General features: G+C 73.5%; 1 protein-coding gene. It reads left to right on the top strand.

Annotation, left to right across the window (positions count from 1 at the left end; all coding sequences use genetic code 11):
- Positions 1 to 28: 28 nt before the first annotated feature.
- Positions 29 to 287 (top strand): double zinc ribbon domain-containing protein (locus H926_RS35615; protein WP_371256325.1); only part of this gene is annotated, 259 nt, incomplete at its 3' end.

Here is a 287-nt window from a genome sequence, read left to right as displayed (position 1 = left end):
GGCATCGGGCCGTGTGGCCAGGCGGCGCATGCGCGCGCGCTGGGCCAGGCGGCGGTGGCGGGCAAAGATTTCGGGCGGGGCGGGGGGCGTGGTTTGGGCCATGCCGTGCTGCCTGCCCGCAAGCTGCGCGCTTGCCAAGCCTCTTGCGCTGGTGGAAGCATGGCCAGCGATGCTGCGCCCCGCGTTTCTTGCCCCGGTCGTTGACCTGCTGTTTCCGCCGCGCTGCCCGCTGTGCGGGGAAACCCTGGCCACGCATGGCGGGCTGTGCGCCGCGTGCTGGGCCAACC

Origin of the sequence: Novosphingobium sp. B-7 (assembly GCF_000410615.1) — a bacterium.
GTDB classification, from domain to species: domain Bacteria; phylum Pseudomonadota; class Alphaproteobacteria; order Sphingomonadales; family Sphingomonadaceae; genus Novosphingobium; species Novosphingobium capsulatum.
The sequence above is the reverse complement of the archived record's forward strand: the minus strand, read 5'-3'. Positions and strand labels throughout refer to the sequence as shown.